The 18,500-nt window shown below is 32.4% G+C and carries 20 protein-coding genes; 13 read left to right on the top strand and 7 right to left on the bottom strand.

Annotated features, from left to right (window positions below; genetic code table 11):
- The first annotated feature begins 165 nt into the window (after positions 1-165).
- The 3 genes from ACFSSE_RS05830 to ACFSSE_RS18005 all read left to right on the top strand — a co-directional run bounded on the left by ACFSSE_RS05830 (position 166) and on the right by ACFSSE_RS18005 (position 1,001).
- Complete coding sequence (locus ACFSSE_RS05830; protein ID WP_379100786.1) at positions 166-537, top strand: hypothetical protein; 372 nt, start codon at positions 166-168, stop codon at positions 535-537.
- 122 nt (positions 538-659) lie between these two features.
- Complete coding sequence (locus ACFSSE_RS18010; protein WP_449304942.1) at positions 660-752, top strand: hypothetical protein; 93 nt, start codon at positions 660-662, stop codon at positions 750-752.
- 30 nt (positions 753-782) lie between these two features.
- Positions 783-1,001, top strand: coding sequence for a zinc ribbon domain-containing protein YjdM (locus ACFSSE_RS18005; RefSeq protein WP_449304941.1), 219 nt, complete (start codon positions 783-785; stop codon positions 999-1,001).
- An 84-nt stretch (positions 1,002-1,085) separates the two neighbouring features.
- Here ACFSSE_RS18005 and ACFSSE_RS05820 read toward each other — a convergent pair whose 3' ends face one another.
- Positions 1,086-2,834, bottom strand: coding sequence for a hypothetical protein (locus ACFSSE_RS05820; protein ID WP_379046599.1), 1,749 nt, complete (start codon positions 2,832-2,834; stop codon positions 1,086-1,088).
- Between the two features lie 492 nt (positions 2,835-3,326).
- Here ACFSSE_RS05820 and rpsL point away from each other — a divergent pair, with 492 nt between their 5' ends.
- From rpsL to ACFSSE_RS05785, 7 genes are all read left to right on the top strand, one after another.
- Positions 3,327-3,740 carry a 30S ribosomal protein S12 gene (gene rpsL, locus ACFSSE_RS05815; protein WP_294896797.1) on the top strand — a complete coding sequence of 138 codons (414 nt, stop codon included), beginning with the start codon at positions 3,327-3,329 and terminating at the stop codon, positions 3,738-3,740.
- Positions 3,741-3,759: 19 nt separating this feature from the next.
- Positions 3,760-4,227, top strand: coding sequence for a 30S ribosomal protein S7 (rpsG, locus tag ACFSSE_RS05810; RefSeq protein ID WP_379046602.1), 468 nt, complete (start codon positions 3,760-3,762; stop codon positions 4,225-4,227).
- A gap of 93 nt (positions 4,228-4,320) precedes the next feature.
- Complete coding sequence (gene fusA / locus ACFSSE_RS05805; protein WP_379046604.1) at positions 4,321-6,426, top strand: elongation factor G; 2,106 nt, start codon at positions 4,321-4,323, stop codon at positions 6,424-6,426.
- Between the two features lie 144 nt (positions 6,427-6,570).
- Positions 6,571-6,876 (top strand): 30S ribosomal protein S10, encoded by a 306-nt coding sequence (gene rpsJ, locus ACFSSE_RS05800; protein ID WP_013633190.1) that lies wholly within the window; start codon positions 6,571-6,573, stop codon positions 6,874-6,876.
- A 136-nt stretch (positions 6,877-7,012) separates the two neighbouring features.
- On the top strand, positions 7,013-8,062 hold the full coding sequence (locus tag ACFSSE_RS05795; RefSeq protein ID WP_379046607.1) for a Fic family protein: 1,050 nt from the start codon (positions 7,013-7,015) through the stop codon (positions 8,060-8,062).
- Positions 8,063-8,611: 549 nt separating this feature from the next.
- Positions 8,612-9,115, top strand: a complete 504-nt coding sequence (locus ACFSSE_RS05790; RefSeq protein WP_379046610.1) for a hypothetical protein — start codon at positions 8,612-8,614, stop codon at positions 9,113-9,115.
- A gap of 24 nt (positions 9,116-9,139) precedes the next feature.
- Positions 9,140-9,433: a hypothetical protein gene (locus ACFSSE_RS05785; RefSeq protein ID WP_379046613.1), complete on the top strand. Its 294-nt coding sequence runs from the start codon at positions 9,140-9,142 to the stop codon at positions 9,431-9,433.
- A 77-nt stretch (positions 9,434-9,510) separates the two neighbouring features.
- Here ACFSSE_RS05785 and ACFSSE_RS05780 read toward each other — a convergent pair whose 3' ends face one another.
- Complete coding sequence (locus ACFSSE_RS05780; RefSeq protein ID WP_379046616.1) at positions 9,511-9,981, bottom strand: hypothetical protein; 471 nt, start codon at positions 9,979-9,981, stop codon at positions 9,511-9,513.
- Positions 9,982-10,121: 140 nt separating this feature from the next.
- Positions 10,122-10,595 carry a DUF6702 family protein gene (locus ACFSSE_RS05775; RefSeq protein ID WP_379046619.1) on the bottom strand — a complete coding sequence of 158 codons (474 nt, stop codon included), beginning with the start codon at positions 10,593-10,595 and terminating at the stop codon, positions 10,122-10,124.
- 46 nt (positions 10,596-10,641) lie between these two features.
- Between ACFSSE_RS05775 and ACFSSE_RS05770 the strand changes: the two genes are divergently transcribed.
- The 3 genes from ACFSSE_RS05770 to ACFSSE_RS05760 all read left to right on the top strand — a co-directional run bounded on the left by ACFSSE_RS05770 (position 10,642) and on the right by ACFSSE_RS05760 (position 14,714).
- On the top strand, positions 10,642-11,223 hold the full coding sequence (locus ACFSSE_RS05770; RefSeq protein WP_379046622.1) for a HupE/UreJ family protein: 582 nt from the start codon (positions 10,642-10,644) through the stop codon (positions 11,221-11,223).
- 199 nt (positions 11,224-11,422) lie between these two features.
- Entirely contained in the window at positions 11,423-13,753 is a 2,331-nt protein-coding gene (locus ACFSSE_RS05765; protein WP_379046625.1) for a M1 family metallopeptidase, read from the top strand.
- Positions 13,754-13,853: 100 nt separating this feature from the next.
- Positions 13,854-14,714 (top strand): bestrophin family protein, encoded by an 861-nt coding sequence (locus tag ACFSSE_RS05760; protein ID WP_379046628.1) that lies wholly within the window; start codon positions 13,854-13,856, stop codon positions 14,712-14,714.
- Here ACFSSE_RS05760 and ACFSSE_RS05755 read toward each other — a convergent pair.
- The 4 genes from ACFSSE_RS05755 to ACFSSE_RS05740 all read right to left on the bottom strand — a co-directional run bounded on the left by ACFSSE_RS05755 (position 14,711) and on the right by ACFSSE_RS05740 (position 18,382).
- Positions 14,711-15,184, bottom strand: coding sequence for a hypothetical protein (locus ACFSSE_RS05755; RefSeq protein ID WP_379046631.1), 474 nt, complete (start codon positions 15,182-15,184; stop codon positions 14,711-14,713). The two genes, ACFSSE_RS05760 and ACFSSE_RS05755, sit on opposite strands and share 4 nt — an antisense overlap.
- Positions 15,185-15,187: 3 nt before the next feature.
- Positions 15,188-16,102: a tRNA (adenosine(37)-N6)-dimethylallyltransferase MiaA gene (miaA, locus tag ACFSSE_RS05750; RefSeq protein ID WP_379046633.1), complete on the bottom strand. Its 915-nt coding sequence runs from the start codon at positions 16,100-16,102 to the stop codon at positions 15,188-15,190.
- 234 nt (positions 16,103-16,336) lie between these two features.
- The gene (locus tag ACFSSE_RS05745; protein WP_379046636.1) at positions 16,337-16,939 is read right to left on the bottom strand and encodes an IS1096 element passenger TnpR family protein; all 603 of its coding nucleotides are present in this window, start codon (positions 16,937-16,939) and stop codon (positions 16,337-16,339) included.
- A 42-nt stretch (positions 16,940-16,981) separates the two neighbouring features.
- Positions 16,982-18,382 (bottom strand): CCA tRNA nucleotidyltransferase, encoded by a 1,401-nt coding sequence (locus tag ACFSSE_RS05740; protein WP_379046639.1) that lies wholly within the window; start codon positions 18,380-18,382, stop codon positions 16,982-16,984.
- Positions 18,383-18,500: the final 118 nt, after the last annotated feature.

Here is an 18,500-nt window from a genome sequence, read left to right as displayed (position 1 = left end):
GGTTTCGCAACTCAAAATTAGAATTATACAGGCCTTTTTTGTATATTATTTGTTCGGACAGTTATGTAAATTTATAAATATTTTTTTTCTTCTATGAATTGTATGTTTATCAACCTGTTTAAAGGTATGTTTTTTGAAGATTTAAATCTCTATAATATTAAAAATATGAAAACTAAAATAATTAAAGGCGGCGTTAGCTTCTTAAAGGCTGATTATGATAAATTAGTGAATTTCAAAGGAAGCACTGATGATTTTTTTTATAAGTATATCATTCAATCTTCTGGTGTAAATAAGCAAATAGCACAATTACTAGCAAATTTAAATAGGTCAGACGGTGGAGGGCCAATCGTAAATTTAGTCGATCTTGATTCAAATCTAAATCCAGATTTTGTGAAAGGAAAAATAGATATATCTTACCAGTTAAAGCTGGAATGGGGTTGCGAAGCTATAAAAAAAGATATTTTAAAATCAGAAAAATTTGATGTTGAGTTTGATTTTAAAGAAAATGTTTTTTACTTGTATTTGTTTTTAGTTTGATAGACTAGCTGCTTTATATTAATGGCGTAAAATTGTTAAAAGCTGCAAAAGATCTTCACAAATAATAAACCATAATCATTTCTTTCAAAATTTTATCTTTGCCCTTATAATTATAATATAAAATGAGCCATTCCATCAATTGTCCAATGTGCAATTCAGAATTTACCTACGAAGATCAAGATCATCAAGTATGTTCTCAGTGTTTTCACGAATAGACTCCAGAAAAAGATACGGTTGAAGTAACTTTGAATGATAAAGTATTAGATGCTAATGGAAACGAATTACTTGACGGGGATGCTGTAATTGTAATTAAAGATTTGCCTGTAAAAGGTGCTCCAAAGCCGATAAAAGCTGGTATTAAGGTGAAAAACATTCGTTTAACCACCGGTGATCATAATATTTCTTGTAAAATTGATGGTTTTGGTGCAATGCATTTGAAATCTGAATTTGTTAAAAAAGCATAAATTCGGATATTATCATATTCAAAAAATCATACAAAAAGGGTTCAACATGTTTTTGCTGAACCCTAATCGCCTTAAAAAAATAACTTATTGCCCTATATTCCAAATTTTATCATAACCTAAAGCTACTTCTTTAGTTCTTAAAAGCCGAATCCCATCCGTAAGCGCTTTAATCATTTCATCTGTAGAACATGCTTTTGCCAATGCAGTTGGGTTTGTTTTAATTAAGTCTCCATTAAAAGGATTGCCTGTAGTGTTTACAATGTAAGCGCTTGCATAAGTGCCTTGTTTGTTATTGTTAGTTTCATCTCGTCCGGTGATATTAATTGTTAAAGAAGGAATTAATACTACTTTTCCATCACTGTTTCCAGCAACTTGAAAGTTCAGACGCATACTCACTAAGCCATCAACATCAGCTTCTTTCATTAAATTTACCATAGCATTATCTGAAGTAAAGTTACTGCTTACACTGCCTAAAATTTCGCCTAAAGACTTTGCATCTGTTCTTTGGGTTCCCTTGTAACTGGTTTTGATAATTTTTTCGGTATTATCTATTGCGGCCGGGTAAAGTATAGCATAATTACTGTTACTTGTAATTTTATCAACCGGTACAAAGTCTATATTGTATTCCGTTTTCATAAACTTAACCAAACCAGTATAAACTTTTTCCATTACAGATTGCCATTGTGTTGCTGGCAATTGAGGGAATTTGTAAGTAGTAGTTGTGGTAGTAATAATTCTTGTATTTCCATATCCGTATCTTTCACTTTTTTCTGTTTCCGTTTTGTAAGTTTTTCCTTCAAGTGTAAAAGAAGCTAAGCCAAATTTAGAACCCTTAGATAAAGGAATTCCATAATTAGCATTAGGCTTATAAAACGTATACCCAATACCATTGCTTTCTTTTTGATTTACTCTTATAGAGGCATAAACGCTCTCATCTTGTTTGCCCTTTATAATAACAGGCATAGCTGCATAAGAAGTAGCTTTAATTTCTGCAGTTTGTAATTTTCCGATTCTTTGTGACGCATCCATTTTATCTCTTTCCGTAATAAATTCACGCTCAACAATTAAAAAGTTTTCACCTTTGTTAAAATTGCCAACTCCTTTTATGCTACCAACAATTTCTGGGTTGCTTAAAGATTCTTTTGGAATAGTAACGGTTACTTCGCCATCATTCCTGGCATCAAAACTTGCAAAGTGGTTTAAAGCCCTTGCTCCGGCAACATCTGTAATTAATGATATTCTAATACGAGTACCTTTTGAGCCTATCGGATTTCTATAAGTTAACTTAATATCTTCAGCTAAATCTAAAACAGGAAGAGAATTCTCTCCGTTAACAGATACAATTTCTACCCCAACAATAGGTTTAAGTGAAAAGCTTGCCTCATCGCCAGTTACAGTTTTTATGTTGATGGTTTTGGCTGCTTTAAATGGGGTTCTATAAGTTTTTAAGTAAGAACCAAGACCAACATATTCCATTTCTTCGCCTTCACAGGTTACCGTCCCATCAATTTTATACATTCCCATTCCTTCGCCTTTCATAAAAGTTACAGCAACCATATAATCGCCTTCAATAGTTCCTTTTGGGAAATATTTTGCCTCAGAGGTATTAATTTCTGGCGGGTAAAGTCCAGATGTGATGGATGATTTTGCAACAGCAGTATTTAGATCTTTTGTTGTGGAGGTCATTAAATTCCCCGCTAAATTCCCAAGCTTTTCTCCAATTTTTAGTTCAGGCATTTTTAGCTTAAACTTACTTTTTTTCTTTTCCTCTTCTTGGGCAAATGCTAAACCAACATAAAGTATGGCTAATAGTATAAGGATGGTTTTTTTCATGATGTTAATGGTTTGTTGTTAATTTCTTTGGTATTTATAGCTATGGTTTGATTTAGCGAAGTAATTTTCTATCAACAGTTTCTCTTGATATGAATAAAAAGCTACCATACAAATGAGCAAAATATACTTTTAAAGTGTATCCGTGTTTTTACTGATTTTAATAGGAGAGGTTGGGTTTTTACTAAATCGCTTAAACAAGAATTGCTAGTTTTCAGAATAGCAGTACAAATAGGATTGATTCATCTTTTAGTAAAACATTAAGATTGTAATTGCAAGCACTTTTATGCGTATAAGTTCATCAATCAAAATTCAAAATTTAGTGTGTATAAAGCACACTTCCAGCTTCTAAACATAAAACTTAAAAAAAAGCTCTCAATCTATTGATAATCAAAAAATAAAACTCTACTTTTGCAGTCCTTTTATTAAGGAGTATTAAATGCTCTGAGACAGAAGATTAAATAATTTTTAAAAAACAAATTTAAACAAAGCTTAATGCCAACCATTCAACAATTAGTTAGGAAAGGTAGAGTAGCTCTGGTGGATAAGAGTAAATCCCCAGCGTTGGACAGCTGTCCACAGCGAAGAGGCGTATGTACAAGAGTATATACAACTACCCCTAAAAAACCAAACTCAGCAATGCGTAAAGTTGCTCGTGTACGTTTAACAAACGGAAAAGAGATTAATGCTTACATTCCTGGGGAAGGTCACAACTTACAAGAACACTCTATTGTTTTGGTACGTGGTGGAAGAGTAAAAGATTTACCTGGAGTACGTTACCACATCGTTCGTGGAGCATTAGATACAGCAGGTGTTGCAGGTAGAAATCAACGTCGTTCTAAATACGGTACTAAAAAACCAAAACCAGGACAAGTAGCAGCTGCACCAGCAAAAGGTAAAAAGAAATAATTAAACGGAGGACAAGACAATGAGAAAATCGAAACCAAAAAAGAGAATCATCCTGCCTGACCCAAAGTTTAACGACGTTACGGTTACCAGGTTTGTAAATAATATGATGTACGATGGAAAAAAATCTATCGCTTATGACATTTTTTACGGAGCTATTGAAATTGTAGAAACTAAAACTAGTGAAAACGGTTTAGAACAATGGAAAAAAGCATTAGCTAATATTAGCCCAGCTGTTGAAGTAAAATCAAGACGTGTTGGTGGTGCAAACTTTCAAGTTCCAACAGAAGTAAGACCAGAGCGTAAAGTTGCTTTAGGTATGAAATGGTTGATTAGCTTTAGCAGAAAACGTGGTGAAAAAACCATGACTGAGAAATTAGCTGGAGAAATTATATCTGCTGCTAAAGGCGAAGGTGCTGCTGTTAAGAAAAAAGAAGATACCCATAAAATGGCAGAGGCTAACAAAGCTTTCTCTCATTTTAGATTCTAGAACACAGATTATACAGATTAATTTGATACACCGATTTTTTCCCATAAAGCTAAAATCGGTGTATTCATTTAAAAATCCCATAAATCATTTATAATGTCAAGAGATTTAAAATTCACAAGAAATATCGGAATTGCTGCCCACATTGATGCGGGTAAAACAACTACGACAGAGCGTATTCTTTATTACGCAGGTGTAAACCATAAAATTGGTGAAGTACACGATGGTGCTTCTACAATGGATTGGATGGCACAAGAAGCGGAAAGAGGAATTACAATCACTTCTGCAGCAACTACTGTTACTTGGAAGTACAGAGGTCAAGATTATCATGTAAATGTTATTGATACTCCGGGTCACGTAGATTTTACGGTTGAAGTAAACAGATCTTTACGTGTGTTAGACGGATTAGTGTTCTTGTTTTCTGCTGTTGATGGTGTTGAACCTCAATCAGAAACTAACTGGAGATTAGCTAATAACTATAACGTACCACGTTTAGGATTTGTTAATAAAATGGATAGAGCTGGTGCTGACTTCTTAAAAGTTGTTAAGCAGGTTAAAGATATGCTAGGTTCTAACGCTGTTCCATTACAAGTTCCAATTGGAGCAGAAGATGGATTTAAAGGTGTTGTTGATTTAATTAACTGGAGAGGTATTGTTTGGAATGAAGCAGATAAAGGGATGACTTTTACTGAGGTTCCAATACCAGAAGATGTAATTGAAGAAGCTACTGAGTGGAGAGAGAAATTATTGGAGGCTGTTGCAGAATACGACGAATCTTTGATGGAAAAATTCTTTGATGCTCCAGAAACGATAACAGAACGTGAGGTTTTAGATGCATTACGTAAAGCTACGTTAGATGCTAAAATTGTTCCTATGGTTTGTGGTTCATCTTTCAAAAACAAAGGTGTTCAAACTATGTTGGATTATGTGATGGAATTATTGCCATCTCCAATGGATGTTGAAGCTATTACAGGAACGCACCCAGATACAGGTGAAGCGATTACTCGCCAGCCATCAGAACAAGAGCCTTTTGCAGCTTTAGCTTTTAAAATTGCAACAGATCCTTTCGTAGGTCGTCTTTGTTTTATCAGAGTTTACTCTGGAAACTTAGAAGCAGGTTCTTATATATTCAATGCTCGTTCAGGAAACAAAGAGCGTATTTCTCGTATTTTCCAAATGCATGCTAACAAGCAAAACCCAATTCCTAATGTAGGAGCTGGAGATATTGCTGCAATTGTTGGTTTTAAGGATATTAAAACAGGAGATACACTTTGCGTAGAGAAGAATCCAATCGTATTGGAATCTATGGATTTCCCCGATCCAGTTATTGGTTTAGCTATTGAGCCTAAAACTCAAGCTGATGCTGATAAATTAGGTATTGGTTTAGGTAAACTAGCTGAAGAAGATCCAACTTTCAAAGTTCATACTGATGAAGATTCTGGTCAAACCATTATTCAAGGTATGGGCGAGCTTCACTTAGATATTTTAATGGATCGTTTAAAACGTGAATTTAAAGTAGAGGTTAACCAAGGAGCACCACAAGTTGCTTACAAAGAGGCTATTACTGGCGAAGCGCAACACCGTGAAGTTTATAAGAAACAATCTGGTGGACGTGGTAAATTTGCTGATATTCAGGTTATTATTTCTCCATCTGAAGAAGGTAAACTAGGCCTTGAGTTTGTTAACGAAATTTCTGGTGGTTCTATTCCTCGCGAATTTATTCCATCTGTACAAAAAGGATTCGAAAACTCTTTATCAAACGGTGTTTTAGCTGGCTACCCAGTAGTTGGTATGAAAGTTCGTTTAATTGATGGTTCATTCCACGCTGTCGATTCAGATGCTTTATCTTTTGAATTAGCAGCAAGAATGGCTTTCCGCGAGGCATTGCCTAAATGTAAGCCAGTTTTAATGGAGCCTATCATGAAAATTGAAGTTTTAACTCCAGAAGAAAACATGGGTGATGTAATGGGAGATTTAAACAGAAGAAGAGGTCAACTACAAGGTATGGATACAAGAGCAGGTGCTCAAGTAATCAAAGCTTTAGTACCACTTTCTGAAATGTTTGGATATGTAACTCAATTACGTACTATTACTTCTGGTAGAGCAACTTCTACAATGGAGTTTGACCACTACGAACCAGCTCCAAAAGGAGTACAAGAAGAAGTAGTTGCCAAAGTTAAAGGAGCAAAAGCAAACGCATAATATTTGATTACACCGATTTAGGGATTACACAGACCGAGTTTTAGATAAATCTGTGTAATCCTAAAATCTGAGAAATCATCAAAATAAAAATAAACCCGTTTCCCGTTACAAATAGCTCTAACGACGAAACACAAAACAAATAAAATGAGCCAAAGAATTAGAATTAAATTAAAATCTTACGATTACAACTTGGTAGATAAATCTGCTGAGAAAATTGTAAAAACTGTTAAACCTACGGGTGCAGTAGTTAGTGGTCCAATTCCTCTTCCAACAGAGAAGAAAATTTACACTGTATTACGTTCTCCACACGTTAACAAAAAAGCAAGAGAGCAATTTCAATTATGCTCTTACAAAAGATTGTTAGACATTTACAGTGCATCAGCTAAAACTGTTGACGCTTTAATGAAATTGGAATTACCTTCAGGTGTTGAAGTTGAAATCAAAGTCTGATAGATTTTTTAAAAATATTATAAAGCCCTTTTCGATAATTTCGGGAAGGGTTTTTTTGTGGAATTTGGTTTTTTTAGAGATTATAATTATTATAAAAAAATGACTATATTTGTCATGTATTTATTTGTCATGTATTATGAAAGCTAAGTTTAAAAGTGCTAGATTAGAAAAAGGTTTAAAAATAAGAGAAATTGCGTCGGCATTAAATGTTGATGCATCTTTGGTTAGTAAATTTGAAAGTGGTGCAAGAAAACCTACTAGAGAACAAATTATAAAACTTTCTAATCTTTTAGAGCTTGATGCACACGATTTATTGGTTGATTGGCTCAGTAACCAAATAGTTGAAAATATTGGATATGGCAATTTTGCTTTAGAGGTTCTTTCTCTTGCGGAAGATAAGGTTAAGTATTATACGAAATCTGATTTAAAAAAGATGGAGGATGACTTAATATTAGTTTTGAACGAGATAGATAAAATAAAAAATAAGTTAGCTAACCATAGAGATTTAGATAGTTACAGGATAGCACAAGCATTAGAGTTAGAATATACTTTTGAGAGTAACCGTATTGAAGGAAATACTTTAACACTTAAAGAAACAGATTTAGTAGTTAATGAAGGTATTACAATATCTGGTAAAAGTATGAGAGAGCATTTAGAAGCTATTAATCATAAAGAGGCAATAGAATATTTAAAAGAGTTGATAAATAAGGATAGTGATTTTTCTGAAAGAGATTTATTACAATTACATACGCTCATTCTTAAAGGTATTGATGCAAAAAATGCAGGAAAATACAGGGATGTACAAGTGATGATAAAAGGAAGCAGGCACTTGCCGCCACAACCATACATCATTAAAAAGCAAATGGAAGATTTGTTTTTTTGGTATGAAGCAAATAAAAATCATTTCCATCCCGTGGTTTTGGCCGCAGAATTAAGCGAGAGATTAGTTACAGTTCATCCTTTTATTGACGGAAACGGTAGAACATCAAGGCTGATAATGAATTTAATTTTACTAAAAAATGGATATGTGATTGCTAATATTAAAGGAGATGTAGAAAATAGAATGCGATATTACCAATCTTTAGAAAATGCTCAGGTTGATCAAAGAAAAGAAGATTTTCATTTATTTGTTGCCCAAGAAGAGTTAAATGCTTTAAATAGGTATTGTTCTATTTTAGGGATTTGAAACTTTAATCGTCTACCTAATAAATTTATAAAAACATTAAATCATGAATTAATTATGGAATATATTTATTTCAATTAAAATCTAATTATGAGATAAAGGTACTGAAATATAATAATTTTTTCTTAAAAAGTATTAAATTGTCATATTTTGAAGATTTAAATTTAATAAATTAATTTAGTATTTATTTTATTTATTTTTTCAGTTTATTGTTTAATTCTAAATTTAATTATGATATTTATTTCAGATTTACCTGATCGGATACATAAGTCTAGTGTTCTATTGTAGTGACACTTTGAAAAAACATTACACGAGGCGGCGAAAAGCATTATGAGTAGCAAAATTTATAATTAGTCAAAATGAATTTTAAAAGAATGTCAAGAAAGGCACTGTTATTTTTGGGTTCAGAATTTTAAGAAAGTACAATAGTGATTGCAAATCAAACGAAGATGGTAGATGGGATTGGTTTGAATTAAGTTAGAATAACAAGTAAGACTTCTTGTTAACTCAAGAAGTTTTACTGTTTTAAATTTCACTTATAATACTTTGAATTTGAAAAATATTATTTTATTTTTACTCGCTTTGAATTTTTATTCAAATATTAAAGCCCAAACTCCTATTCCGCTAAGAGAGGTAAGGGTTTTTCCTGAGGGTTTTGCAGAAATTATTATAGAAAAAATGAAAACTGCAACAAATAAGAATCTCCATAAGGATTTTGTTAATTGCAATATATTTGTTGAATCTTTAAAAAATAATAGCGAAATAACAGTTAAAATTAATCAAACAGGAAAGTTTCAATTAGAAGGTTTACACAATAAAAATTATAAGTTTGAAGATTTAGTTGGAGAACACTTTTATGACGATGTGTTTTTTAAGAAATATGACTTTGGGAATCTATTAAAGAATCTTGCATTTACTGGTAAACTGATAGGGATTTTTGAATTAGATAACTACAAATTTTTAAATAAATCCGGTAATTATAAATATCAATTAAGTTTGAAAGATAATTTGTATTTGATATCGTTTAATTCAGAAAAGGGGTTCCAAGGAGAGTAGTTAGTTGATAGTTTGACTTATAATTTGATTAGTTTAAATTATGAATTGGTTAAACCGCTGAGTCAAAAACTTAAAGGCGTTAAAGTAGGAAAACCTAGTTATTTTGTTCAAACAGGAAACGTTTTAGAGTCGATAGAAGAATTACATCTAAATTTTAGACAAGATACTTATGGAAAACTCAGTTTGGATTATTTAGAATCTAAAACAGTTTTTGATGAATATGAAATATTGAAATATGAAGAGAACAAAGCAAATAAATTAAAATATAGAGCAGAGTTTATGTATTCATCCTTTCTAAGAATTAGAAATACAGATTAGCATCAAAATTATCATTACACAAAAATCCCCTTCTCAAATTATTGAGCAAGGGGATTTTTAATGATAATTTTTTGTTATTAAAAAGCGAATCTAAAACCGAAACCAAATCTTCCGCCTTCAAAATGACTGTGATCTCCGATAAATGCTGTTGGTCTCCAATCAAAATTCATTGCAATTGGTGCCCCTGGAATTTTAAAATCTAAACCTGCCATAGGTATCAATAAAAAGCTGGTATGATCGTTATTTCTACCATGATCATGAAAGTCAAAACCTGGTCCACCACCTATGTACCAGTTTAAACCTTGAGCGCCTTTTATAGATTGATGATACTGATAAAATGCTTGTAATCTAGTTGTGTTACCTCCAAATAATAACTCAGCTTGACCAGCTGAATTTGCGTTAAAAAAATGTTTAAATGATGGACCGGCTAATGTAGCTCCGTTTCCAAAATCAAGACCCAAACCTATTGAATTTTTGTAAGATGATTGTGCCATTCCGCTTAGCGATACGCTAACTGCAAATAATGTTAATAGTAATAATTTTTTCATGATTATATTTTTTGTTTGATGAAGTAGGTATTGGCTAATTGTGTGCCAAAACCGATGATTTGAAAAATAACTTAATTTTATTTTTCTTAGATCTTGATATTTAAAATGTTAGCTAATAAATAGTAGTGAGTTGGATTTCATTAAAAATCAAAAGTTGTGGAACTTTTTGGAGCATCTAGTTTAAAACTTTTTCTTGTATTGTTAACAGTAACGTTTAGCATATTTATTTGTTCTTTATGCAAATTATAAAGTACGTTGTTATTTATAGTAATTTGGTTCACTTTGGTAACTTTAGCTATTTCTAAATAACACCATGCAGCATCCTGTTGAATTTCATAGCCTATATATTTTAAAGGTAACTGTTTTTTATTAACAGTAATTTGAAGGTGTTTTTTTATATAATTTTCTATTAAAAAATTGTTTTTAACTTTATCTGATGGTTTTGTAATGTAAAACGAAGCACTGTTTTCTTTTTCAATAGCCTGTTCTAAATCATCAAAAAATATCTTAACACTTATTTCTAAAGTTTTATTTTTTACATTATGATTAACTTCTGTAACACTTACATAGTAAGGATGGAAAAAACTGAGAAAAAGAAAAATAATATTTAACATAATTAATATTTTGCGGTAAAAAGTACAAAGTTAATAAAACAATTTAATGCAAGATTTTCCACTTTACTTTGAATTAGGATGGCAACATATTTTAGATTGGCAGGGTTATGACCATATTTTATTTGTAACTGCTTTATGCGGAATTTATTTGTTAAAGGATTGGAAAAAAGTTTTGATTTTAGTTACTGCTTTTACAATTGGACATTCTTTAACTTTAGCATTAAGTGTTTTTAATAAAATACTAATACCAACCACTTGGATAGAGTTTTTAATACCTGTAACCATTTTAATAACCGCTTTATTAAATATTATTTATTCAAAAAAGAGTAATGACCAAATAAATTCACCTTATGTTTTGGCATTACTATTTGGTTTAATTCATGGTCTTGGTTTTTCTAATTATTTAAAAAGTTTATTAGGTAAAAGCAACAATGTTGTTGCAGAGTTGCTTGCCTTTAACTTAGGATTAGAATTTGGACAAATAATTATAGTTATTTGTGTACTTACAATCTCTTTTTTGCTTATTAACTTTATTAAAGTGAAAAAGCGAGAGTGGAATTTGTTTCTCTCTTCGGCAATTTTTGGAATAGCAGCTATAATGACAATAGAAAGGTGGCCTTTTCTTTAGTTAACTAGTTGTGAATTAGTTTATTAGTGTGAAAAATCACTACGTGAGGTATAGCAGTATACACCGGCCTGTGAATAAGGCTTGTGTAGTATGAGCGGATAGCCCAACCCGTTAGAGACACGCCCTTATTTATGTATAAGTTTTAAATAAAGTAAACCTAAAAGCAGCTAATGAGCTCGGCTTTTATATCTAAAAAAATATGAAATATAAATTAATACCTTTTTTATTAAGCTTTGGTTTTTGTGGAGTTGCTTTTGGGCAGTTTCAGCAAAATAACCCTGGAGTTAGTCATGGTAATAAGTTTGAGCAACTTGAAACCATTTTAAGGGACCCAAATATGTACCGTTCTGCATCTGGCGCTCCTGGTCCAAAATATTGGCAACAAAAAGCAGATTATGTCATAAATGTTGAATTAGATGAAAAGAACCAGCGTATAATTGGTTCAGAAACTATCACTTATACCAATAACTCGCCAGACCCGCTTACTTATTTATGGCTGCAATTAGATGAGAATGAACACAAAGCAAGCAGCGATAATCAATCTTTTGACGGGAGTAAAATGGCTGGTAGAATGACTGTAAAGCAGTTGAATGGAATTATTGGTAGCGAAAATGATTATGGAGTTAATATATTAAAAGTGGTTGAAACTAATGGAAATGCTTTAAAGTACACCATTAACCAAACTATGATGAGGATTGAATTGCCTAAAACATTGGCTCCGGGGGGCAAGTTTGTTTTTAAAATTGATTGGAATTATAAGATAACAGATAGATCTACAGTAGGAGGGCGAGGTGGTTCTGAATATTTTAAAGATGATGATAATTATTTATACACCATAACACAGTGGTTTCCGAGAATGGCGGTTTACTCTGATTTTCAGGGTTGGCAAAACAAACAATTTACTGGTCGAGGAGAGTTTGCTTTAACTTTTGGAGATTATAGAGTTAATATTACAGTACCAGCAGATCATATTATTGGTGCTACTGGCGAGTGTCAGAATTACAGTAGTGTACTTACTGCTACCCAACTGAACAGGTGGAAACAAGCACAATCTGCTGCTGAGCCTATAGAAGTAGTTACTTTAGCAGATGCAAAAGAATCAATGAAGGTTAAATCATCATCAAAAAAAACTTGGATATACCAAGCTAATAATGTACGTGATTTCGCTTTTGTAAGTTCCCGAAGACTGGTTTGGGATGCTATGAAAGTTAATGTTGAAGGTAAGGAACCAATGGCAATGTCTTATTACTGTCCAGAAGCTTATAGTTTATACAGAAAATACAGTACAAAGGTAATTGCAAATACTTTAAAAGTTTATTCTAAGCATACAATTCCTTATCCGTACCCTGTAGCAATATCTGTAGAAGCAAGTAATGGGATGGAATACCCGATGATTTCTTTTAACTACGGACGTACGGAGGCTGATGGAACATATTCTGAAGCTACTAAATACGGAATGATTGGTGTAATTACGCATGAGGTTGGGCATAACTTTTTTCCAATGATTGTAAATTCTGACGAACGCCAGTGGACGTGGATGGATGAGGGATTAAATACTTTTTGTCAGTACTTGGCCGAGCAAGAGTTTGATAATAACTACCCATCTAGAAGAGGGCCAGCGCATTTAATTGTTGATTACATGAAAATGCCAAAAGAACAATTAGAGCCAATAATGACTAACTCTGAAAACATAGCCAATTTTGGACCAAATGCATACGGAAAGCCTGCAACTGGTTTAAATATTTTGCGAGAAACCATTATGGGGCGTGAACTGTTTGATTATGCTTTTAAAGAATATGCCAAACGTTGGGCTTTTAAGCACCCAACTCCGGCAGATTTTTTTAGAACCATGGAAGATGCAAGTGCAGTTGACTTAGATTGGTTCTGGAGAGGTTGGTTTTATGGAACTGATGCGGTTGATATCTCTATTGATAATATAAGTTATTACCGCATGGATACTAAAAACCCAGAGGTTGAAAATGAGCTTTCTCGTAAAGCTTATGATGATAATGCTTATGTAATTAGTAGGGAGCGTAACCGTAAAGAGGGAATTAAATTTGCGAATGAAACAGACCCTAGTTTAAATGATTTTTACAATAAATGGGATAGATTTGCTGTTAGCCAGGCTGATAAAGATGCGTTCAATAAATATTACGCTGGTTTAAATGCTGCTGAGAAAAAGATTTATGATAGCAAGGTGAACTTTTATGAAATAGATTTTTCTAATAAAGGTGGCTTGCCAATGCCAATTATTTTAGAGTGGACTTTTACTGACGGTACAAAAGAAGTAGAAAAAGTACCTGCTTACATTTGGCGTAAAGATGAGAATAAGGTAACTAAAGTGTTTGCAAAATCTAAACAAATGGTATCTGTTAAATTAGATCCGTATTTAGAAACAGCAGATATTGACACAAGTAATAATAGTTTCCCAAGAAGCTACGAGCCTACAAAGTTTGAAATTTTTAAACAAAGAGAGGTAATTAGAGGAAGTTCTACAGGTGGAAACCCAATGCAAGAAGCTCAAAAATAATGTTAAACTTAGTATATAAAGTCGGTAGTTTTAATTAGCTACCGACTTTTTTAATTTTGTATTTTTGAAAAAATTAGTTTAACCTATTAAAAACACATAAATGATTAACTATAACCCTAAAGAGTGGTTTACCTTTATTTTTAGAGTACATAAAGCCGATACTTTTAGAAAATTAGTTCCATTAATGATTGCTGTGAGCATTTATGCAGGAGCACTTGCTTATTTAGAGTTAGAATATTGGAACTTAGCCGATAGTAGCTATGTTAAAAACTTGAGTTTAATGCATGGTATTTTAGGTTTTGTAATTTCTCTTTTGTTGGTTTTTAGAACAAACACAGCCTATGATAGATGGTGGGAAGGACGTAAACAATGGGGAGCTTTAACCAATTCATCAAGAAATTTAGCAATTAAGTTACATGCCTATTTGGTTGATGCTGAAGATCGTAAATACTTTACGATAATGATTTCTAATTTTGCTTTTGCGCTTAAAAACCACCTTAGAGAAAATGAAGACTATCATGAAATTGACCCAGTTTTAGATTTACATAAAGAGCATCATTTACCTAATCAAATTGCATCAGCCATTTATGAAAAGGCTTATAAATTACAGCAAGAAAACAAACTATCAGTAGAGCAAATGTATATTTTAAATGGAGAACTAACATCATTTACAGATATTTGTGGAGCTTGTGAACGAATTAAAAATACTCCAATTCCCTTTTCTTACAGTGTTTTTATAAAAAAATTCATTTTCTTTTTTGTGATGACATTACCCTTTGGTTGGGTATTTAGTTTGGGGTATTTTATTATCCCTGTGGTGGTATTTATTTTATATGCTTTTGCAAGTTTAGAGCTTATAGCAGAAGAAATTGAAAACCCTTTTGGAACTGATGCTAACGATTTACCGATAGATTCTATCTGTAAAAATATTAAAAAGCATGTAAAAGAGATATTAGATTAAACTTCAAAACTGTCTTTCAATTTTTGAATTAAATCAGTTTTAACTTCTTCATGGGTTTTAGAGGCGCTTCTGCTGTTTGTAGCATAGCCATGATTTGAAATCACAACATCGTTATAAATACTTACCATTTCGCCATCTAGTACGGTAGTTTTTAAAGTGTTTTCTTTGCCGCTATACTCTTTCCAACTGCTTTGAATTACCCATTCTCCAGCATTATTTAAGTGCTGTGTGTTAATATGTTTAATGCCTAAAAATATATCTCTGTAAGTTTCTTTATCATTAACTGCGCCTATTTTATAGCCTACAATTGTGGTTAACATTACTCCAATACCTACAGCATAAGGAAAAACAATACTTCTTTCAGATTTTGGCGTAGCCTTAAACATGGCTAAGCCAATTAAAAAACCTAAAACTAATCCAATTAGTAAACCTGTTGTGCTGGCAGTTGTTTGTTTACTTAATTTGTTCATCAATTATTCGCTTAGCTTTTCTTCTATAAAAGAAATGATTTTTTCTGATTCTGAAGGTTCAAACCAAATAATACCTTCATTTTTTTTGAACCATGTAATTTGTCTTTTGGCAAAATTTCTTGTGTTTTGTTTCAGTTTTTCAACGGCTTCTTCTAAAGTCCATTCTTTATTTAAGTACCTAAAAATTTCAGAATAGCCAACAGTTTTAAGTGCATTTAAATGTTGGTATTCTGTAAGTGATTTAACTTCTTCAATTAATCCTTCTTGCAACATTAAATCTACTCGATGGTTAATTCTTTGATACAAAATTTCTCTATTAGTATTTAAACCTATAAGTAAGGTATTGAAATTTCTTTTTTTTGGATTTTTATTACGGAAAGATGTAAAAGTTTTGCCAGTACTTAAACAAACTTCTAAAGCCCTAATAATACGTTGGGGGTTATGAATGTCAACTTCTTGGTAATATTGCGGATCTAATTCTTTAAGTTGAGCCTGTAAGGGAGTTAAGCCTTCATTTAAAAGACTTTGATTAAGTTGATTTCTTAATTCTTCTGAAGCTTTAGGTAGTTCGTCAAAACCATATAATATAGCGTTAATAAATAAGCCAGAACCACCAACCATAATGGCTATATTATCTTTATCAAAGATTTTATTTAAACATATTATAGCCTCTTTTTCATAATCGCCAACGTTATAATCTTGTTTTACAGAATGTGAATTTACGAAATGATGTTTTGCTTGTGCTAATTCTGAAGTATTAGGCTTTGCGGTACCAATACTCATTTCTTTATAAAATTGCCGAGAATCTGCCGAGATAATTTCAGTATTGAAATATTGAGCAAGCTGTATAGCTAAAGCTGTTTTGCCAATGGCTGTTGGGCCTGCTATAACTATTAGTGTTTTTCGTTTTTGGCTCAAATCTTATGTTTTAAACACAAAGGACACAAAGATAAAACACGGAGTGTACAGAGTTTTATAATATTACTATAGTTTTATTTTTTCAAAAAAGAGTTCTAAGAAGTGATTGAGCTTAAGGGATAAATTTAATTTTGCATTAGGGATAGTAGCGGATACTAGCCAGTGGCTAATGCTTTGAGCAGTATGAGCGGAAAGCCCGCTCGAATGCCCAATTTTTTCAAGCCAAATACCTAATTAGTCTCGATCGTCATATTCCTCAGAATCAGAAAAATCATCAGCAAATTCATCATCATTTTCTTCCTCTTCACCTTCTGTATCCGTATTTAAACCGTCTAATTCATCTTCATCCGCAATAGCAATGTCGCTATCATCAATAATGTCTTCGTTATCATCACCAATAAAATCATCATCTGGGGCAATAAATGGCACAAATATTTTTGGTGCTTCTCCAACTGCTTTAAACAAGCTTGGGAATTCTTTAGTAGGGTCGTTATCTAAAATTTTAATTAACTCAACATGAAATTCATAAGGTTTTTCAAAGTTATAGATATAGTAAAATTTTTGATGTGGATCATCAATGAATTTACTGAATTTCGAGTTTTCAATTAAAGCAACTCCATTGTCTATTTTACGTTGATTTGGCAAATAGGCCAACTCCTCGTTTTTAATCCATTGGTCGTTACTTACGTAAAAAGAAGATGATTTTTCTGGGTCGTAACCAATTTTGGTTAGAAAGAAAAAATGTAAATCCTTAAAAGTTTGGTTTGATTTGATATCAATTTCCCTAATTACTTCGTCGTAATCTTCAAAACTTATCCTAAATCTATATACTGCCATTCTGCAAAAATAATATTTTGATTGTTAATTGTTGTATAAAAGCTAAGCAAGTTTCAAGCCTAAATCTGAACCTAGTTTAACCATTAACTTAAAGGCTTCTTCTCGGTTGTTTTTAATATCGCCATCTAAAATTGCTTCCCTAATTTGATTTTTTATAATACCTACTTCTTTTCCGGCTTTAATATTAAAAGATTGCATAATGTCTTCTCCACTAATTGGAGGTTGCCAATTGCGCACTTGGTCTTTTTCTTCAACGTCTTTTAGCTTTTGTTTTACTAGTTCAAAGTTGTTGCGATATTTCTTTATTTTGTACTCATTTTTTGTAGTTACATCTGCATTGCAAAGCTGCATTAATGCTTCAATATCATCACCTGCTTCAAAAAGTAATCGCCTTACGGCCGAATCTGTAACAATTTCTTTTGCCAAAACAATGGGACGTAAGTGTAGCAGCACCAGTTTTTGTACAAATTTCATTTTCTCATTAAGCGGCAATTTTAAATCGTTAAAGATTTTGGGTACCATTCTGGCGCCTTTATCTTCGTGGCCATGAAATGTCCATCCGTGGTTTTTTTCAAAACGTTTGGTTGCCGGTTTGGCAATATCATGCAAAATTGCAGCCCAGCGTAACCAAAGGTCATCACTATGTTGTGCAAGGTTATCTAAAACCTCAATGGTGTGGTAAAAATTATCTTTATGTCCTTTCCCGTTTATATAATCAACACCATAAAGGTTATCCATTAAAGGGAAAATAATTTTTAACAAGCCGGTATCAAAAAGATATTTGAACCCTATTGAAGGTATAGGAGATAAAATAATTTTATTTAATTCATCAGTAATACGCTCTTTTGAAACGATATTTATACGCTCTTTGTTTTTTTTGATGGCATCAATTGCTTCCTCGCAAATTGCAAAATTGAGTTGAGTTGCAAACCTAATAGCCCTCATCATGCGCAAAGGGTCGTCAGAAAATGTTTCTTCGGGGTTTAACGGCGTGATGATGATTTTTTGTTCGAGATGTTTGATGCCATTAAAAGGATCCAATAATTCTCCAAAATATTGCGGATTAAGCTGCAAAGCCATTGCATTTATTGTAAAATCTCTTCGCTTTTGGTCGTCTTCCAAGGTGCCATCCTCTACAATTGGTTTTCTTGAGTCTGCTCTGTAAGATTCTTTTCTTGCACCAACAAATTCTACTTCCAAATCTTTATACTTTAACATTGCAGTGCCAAAGCTTTTGAAAATGTTTACTTGTGTATTTAACTCTTTGGCAACCGCAGTTGCGAAATTGGGTCCATTGCCTAAAACTACAATGTCAACATCTTTTGAAGGGCGACTTAAAAATATATCTCTAACAAAACCTCCAATAACATAAGCATCAACATTTTGTTGTGCAGCAATTTTAGAAATTACTTTAAATACCGGATGGGAGAGGTGTTGTTTCAAATTACAGAGTTATTTGTGAAGCCGCTTTCGCTGTTTTTGGCAAATATAAATATTTATACTTTAAATGAACATTTAGGAAATCAATATTAAATTTCTGATGTTTAATTTTTGTTTTAAT

This window comes from Pedobacter alpinus (assembly GCF_042684645.1).
In the GTDB taxonomy this organism is placed as follows: Bacteria; Bacteroidota; Bacteroidia; order Sphingobacteriales; family Sphingobacteriaceae; genus Pseudopedobacter; species Pseudopedobacter alpinus.
Note: the sequence above shows the minus strand (reverse complement) of the source record. Positions and strands in the feature narration are given on the sequence as shown.